Source organism: Paraburkholderia sp. BL21I4N1, from assembly GCF_002973525.1.
Classification (GTDB): Bacteria; Pseudomonadota; Gammaproteobacteria; order Burkholderiales; family Burkholderiaceae; genus Paraburkholderia.
This window is the reverse complement of sequence record NZ_PVEN01000045.1, coordinates 1-4956: the sequence shown is the minus strand read 5'-3', so window position 1 is coordinate 4956 and position 4956 is coordinate 1. Positions and strand designations below refer to the sequence as shown.

Here is a 4956-nt window from a genome sequence, read left to right as displayed (position 1 = left end):
CACATCATCAAAGTCGAACGACGCATATCGCCTTTGAAAATCTGAAGGTAGTCTGCCTTCATTCGATTCTCCGCACGCGCCTTGAGATAAAGCGGGCTTTCATCGACGTGGCGGATGATCCAGAAAATAAGTAACCCAGGAATGACACCGAGGAAAAAGAGGGTTCTCCAACCGAAAGCAGGAAGGACAAAGGCAGAGGCTGCCGCAGCAGCAATGTAACCGAGCGACCAGCCGGCCTGTGTCACAGAGAGCGCTTTAGCCCTATGCTTGACCGGCCAGGATTCCGAAATTAGCAAAATGGAAACAGTCCACATTCCACCCCATCCCAACCCCAATATCGCGCGTGCGATTGCAAGTTGCGTAAGGTTCTGCGTGAAAGCACTTAGTCCCGCGAAGATCGTGAACACCGTTATGCACAAAACGATCGAGCGCTTGCGACCAATCTTGTCCGCAATCGGGCCCGACAAAACGCCACCTATGGAACATGCGAGCAGCGAGACAGTCGCAAGAAACCCAGCCTGCAGTGTCGTTAGGTTCCAAGCGTGAAGAATCGTCGTCAACGCGAAGGCGTAGACCATTACATCGAATGCATCTAGTACATTCCCCAATACGGCGGCCGCGAGGGCCCACCAATGTTTCGCGAGGATGTCGACCCGCCACGACCGCTCACTTCCCGCGGCAGACGCCGCCGCCCCATCTGCCTTGTTATCCGACAAGGGGCGCACCGGCCGACTGGATTCTTCCAACATGTCTCTTCCCCACGTAGTTATCGAGACGCCAGGGATCTGACGCCCGAAGATCATCGTTTCACGCTGATGTGATAAGGATGGCTGCCGTCATAGCAGAACGCAAATGTGCCAAAATTGACTCCTTATGCGCGGGATACATGCTTGTTTTGTGTCGATGCCGGGCATTCGTACATACGGTTAGTTCGGCGCCGGATAAAGGTCCTTTGGTTCCAAACACTCCCGTCGCGCAGTGCGTCAGCATCTCGCCGAATCGCAAGTTTCTTCGGGGCATGCAGCGGACGCATAAGCCGCACCACAAAATGAATTTGGGAAAGAATTTATGACGCGCCTACACTCGGCCACGATCTCAGGAGATGAAGATGCTTGTAGCCGAACAAAAGGAAGGTAGTCTGGCCATCACGCCTTTCCGCGACGATGCACCTCTAGGTTTATCGCTTGCAAACGTGAGGGACTTTTTCCCAATTACCCGCAACCGCGCGTATCTGAACAATGCCTCGATCGCCCCCGCGTCGACGCTGGTGATGTCAGCGATGGAGCATTTCATGGGCGACGTCCGTGACAACGGCCGCAACCGCTACCCGCAGTGGTGTGATTATGCAGAAACGGCCATAAAGGCGCGCGTCGGCGCGATGATCGGGGCCAAGCGGAGCGAGATTGCGTTCGTCAAAAACACGACAGAAGGCCTAGTCACGGTCGCCAACGGTCTGCAGTGGCGCAAAGGTGACAACGTTCTGCTACCCGACATCGAATATCCGTCGAATGTGTACTGCTGGATGAAGCTGGCGAAGCTTGGCGTTGAAATCCGATGGATCAAGGCGAAGAACGGCCGGGTCCTGCTGGATGACATCGCTGCGTTGATGGACAGCCGAACCCGACTCCTGTCGCTGAGCGCAGTGCAGTTCTCCAGCGGGTTCAAGCAGGACCTCGCCGCAGTTTCTGAGTTGTGCCTGAAACGCAAGGTGCTTCTCAACCTCGACGCAATTCAGTGGGTTGGCAATCAGGCCCTGAATCTCGCGGACGTGCACGTAGACTTTATGTCGTTCGGCGGCCATAAGTGGCTTCTCGCGCCGATTGGAACGGGCATTTTCTACTGCAACGAGAAGTCGATCGACCTCCTTGATCCACCGAGCGTCGGATACCACACGGTCGACCGAGGCGAGGCACACATGGATTACATCCTCGAATACCGCCCAGGGGCGGCGCGCTTCGAGGAGGCGTTGGCGAACTTCCCTGGTATCTGGGGCCTTGATGCAGCGGTCCGGATGCACCTGGCGGTAACGCCAGTTGGGGCCCAACAAAAAATCTCGGCCATCGTGGCCTACGCAGCTGAATCATTGCAATCCCAAGGGTGGCGCATCGTCAGCCCGCGCAGTCATCCGGACGAGACCTCCGGCTTGCTCTTGTTCACCAAAGACAATCTGGATGTTGAACGTGCTGAGAGAGACATGAGCGCCGCCGGCGTTGATCTTGCGGTGCGGGCCGGTGCACTTCGCATTTCCCCGAGCTTTTACAACAACGAAGACGATATTGACCGCATGATGTCAGCGCTGAAGGACTGCTGACCACTCCCAGCACAGCTGTATGGTGCGGCTAACCCACGCCTGCTCGGCGTGTCGTTAGCCGCAAGCGTTTTCGGCATACGACGGTCGCAACCGACGGGCGTTCGCACACGGTCCTTGCGCAGTCCTCGTACGGTCGAGCCCGTTTCTCCCGAATTGCGCGAGAGACGAAGCCACTGCCATATGGTATCGACGGCGCTATGCAACCCTGCCTCACAACCGCGTCGGCTGGGAGCGTTCTTTCGCACAAGCAGCCGTACGCGGGACATTGCTTGCCTCTCCAAGGCTTTCATCGGGGCGCAACTGGTCCTGCCGGGTACCGAGCCATGTATGCTATGCATAAGCAAATCATTTGGTTCGCCTCAATCTTGATGGACGGGACAGGTCATCTTCAGGTTGCGGCGCTTCTGAAATCGACCATTGCTCTCATGGCTTGGGTCGCCGTCTGGCACTCGTGCTCTTAGATTCTAATTCGTTGTCTACAGCGGAGTGACAGGATGGAGATCCGACTCGAATGGTTGAAGGCGTTCCGGGCCATTATGCAAACCGGAACAGCGACCGGCGCAACGGCGATCGTCTTCCGCACGCAGCCTCAAGTCAGCCGCATGATCTCTGGCCTGGAGCACTCCTTGGGTTTTCAGCTCTTCACCCGCGAAGGGCGTCGTCTGATACCTACTGTCGATGGTCTCCGGTTCTACTCGCACATCGAGCCCTTGCTATCGAACTTCGATCGTCTGCCAGGGTTCGCCGAAGATATCAAGGAGAAGAGAGGGCGTCCGCTTGTTGTTGCTGCGGAGCCATTCCTACTCGGCAATCTGGTCCCCAGTTCGGTCGAGAGCATGTACCGCTCGGAAGGGACCAAGTTCGCGATTGATCTCTGTGTGAGAGAAATAGGTCTCTGGGTTTCCCGAAGCAACGTTGATCTTGCGATCGTCGCGCTCCCATTCACTCAGACGGACCTGGAACAATTTAGCTTCGCCGAAGTGGAACTAGTAGCGACGATTCCCGAGGCGCATCCGCTGGCCAGCAAGGAAGTCGTCGATATAACGGAACTCGCGTCTCAGCCATTCATTGCGCTGCGTCAGACAACACTTTTGCGTTCACAGATAGATGTGGCTGCGGTCGGTGCTGGCAAGCCGTTTAGACCAATTATTGAAACGGGATCAGGCGCCACCGCGTGCGAGCTAGTCGCTCGTGGTGTTGGCGTCTCGATTTCCGATCCCATCCTCGCTTCTTCTTTTCGCGATCGCGGCGTTGTTGCCCGCCGATTAACGGTGCCGCTGAAGGTCACCTATGGCTTTCTGGTGAACCCCTCTGCCGCTCTCACCCAGATACTGCAGATGGCACACCACGTGGTCGACACCGCTATCTCGGTCGCAGGCGACCTTGTCACAACACAACCTTCTGTCTTTGAACGAATTGCTGGGGCTTTAGCGCATCAAAAACCCGGTGCCCCCGGTGACGACGATCCATCGTCGTATGACAGGTCCGCAGGTGGACCTGATACCTTCGATGACGACGACGGACCGGTCTAGGCAGTGTGCAGGCTGCGCCGCGATCGAAAATTTGAACGCAGATTAGCATTTCTGCTGGAGCTGCACGGCATGGACAGGGTCACACCTGGCGATTCGTGACTCGGAGATGGTATAGACGCTTCCCTTCCCCGTCGAGACGGAGAGGTCACAGGAGCGACGGAGCCCTCGCTGTATCCGACATCAGAGCGCCAAAATCGAGGTATCGAAACGACCATTGAGTTAAGAAGCATTGAAATGAGCACCCCTGGAGATGTCGATTACCTGCTACGCGTGGAAATGCCCGACATGCGGACGCTCGAGCGGTTCATCATCGAACGGCTCGCGACGATTCCGGGCGTATCGAACAGCGGAGCGAGTTTCGCGTTGAAGCAAATCCGCTACAAGACGGCTTCCCGTTGCCCGAACAAGGACCCACGCTGGTCTATGCGGATAAGACTGGGGGATGAATCGTAGCCCCGTCGCAACGGCCGCCCCGCTCGTACATGAGCGGGACGGCGACCCGCGCGCCGGCTTAACGGTCGAGGACCTTTAAAGCGCCATCGGTCGACATCAAAGACTCAATGCCATCCCGGCGGACAACAATCATGTCTTCGACCTGAAGCCCCCAGCTGCCGAGTTCGTAATATGGCGTCTCGACGCACAGTGTCATCCCTTCTTCAATGACGACTGTACTCGACGGGGTAAGGTTGGGAACGTCGTACCCGTCGATGCCGATACCGTGCCCGACGTGGCTGCGCTTGTAGTGCGAGATTCCTTCGCGCTGAACAGCTTTGACAGCGGCATCAAAGACATCGGACGTCTTCACGCCCGGCCGGATCATCTCGAGTGCTGTGAGCACACCGACGTGCAGCGCGCGATGGTATTGACGAACACGTTCGGTGGGCTCACCGAGCACTGCAATGCGCGAAATGTCGGCGCGGTAATGCCGGTACCGGCCGCCCACATCGAAGCGGATCACATCGCCATACTCAAGCTTTCGATCGCCAGGCTCAACGTTCGGCATCGCGGAGCGCGGACCGGAGCCGATACACCCCAATACCGGATAGCCGCCTTCGCGCGCGGTCCGCTCATGAAACGCCAGCCCCAGTTCGCGCTCGCTGATGCCGGGCTTGG

4 protein-coding genes and 1 pseudogene are annotated in these 4956 nt (G+C 57.3%); 3 read left to right on the top strand and 2 right to left on the bottom strand.

Annotated elements, in window-relative coordinates; all coding sequences use genetic code 11:
• Positions 1 to 749, bottom strand: a 749-nt coding sequence (locus B0G83_RS37775; protein ID WP_181157190.1) for an MFS transporter, incomplete at its 3' end; no start/stop codon positions are given.
• Positions 750 to 1108: 359 nt separating this feature from the next.
• On the opposite strand from B0G83_RS37775, the gene B0G83_RS37770 reads away from it, so the two are divergent.
• From B0G83_RS37770 to B0G83_RS37760, 3 genes and pseudogenes are all read left to right on the top strand, one after another.
• Positions 1109 to 2311: an aminotransferase class V-fold PLP-dependent enzyme gene (locus tag B0G83_RS37770; RefSeq protein ID WP_258168515.1), complete on the top strand. Its 1203-nt coding sequence runs from the start codon at positions 1109 to 1111 to the stop codon at positions 2309 to 2311.
• A gap of 494 nt (positions 2312 to 2805) precedes the next feature.
• Positions 2806 to 3843, top strand: coding sequence for a LysR substrate-binding domain-containing protein (locus B0G83_RS37765; protein ID WP_105512335.1), 1038 nt, complete (start codon positions 2806 to 2808; stop codon positions 3841 to 3843).
• Between the two features lie 246 nt (positions 3844 to 4089).
• Positions 4090 to 4289 (top strand): annotated as a pseudogene (locus tag B0G83_RS37760) (Lrp/AsnC ligand binding domain-containing protein); the annotation flags it as partial.
• A gap of 65 nt (positions 4290 to 4354) precedes the next feature.
• Here B0G83_RS37760 and B0G83_RS37755 read toward each other — a convergent pair.
• On the bottom strand, positions 4355 to 4956 hold a 602-nt coding region (locus tag B0G83_RS37755; protein ID WP_146120371.1), incomplete at its 5' end, for a Xaa-Pro peptidase family protein.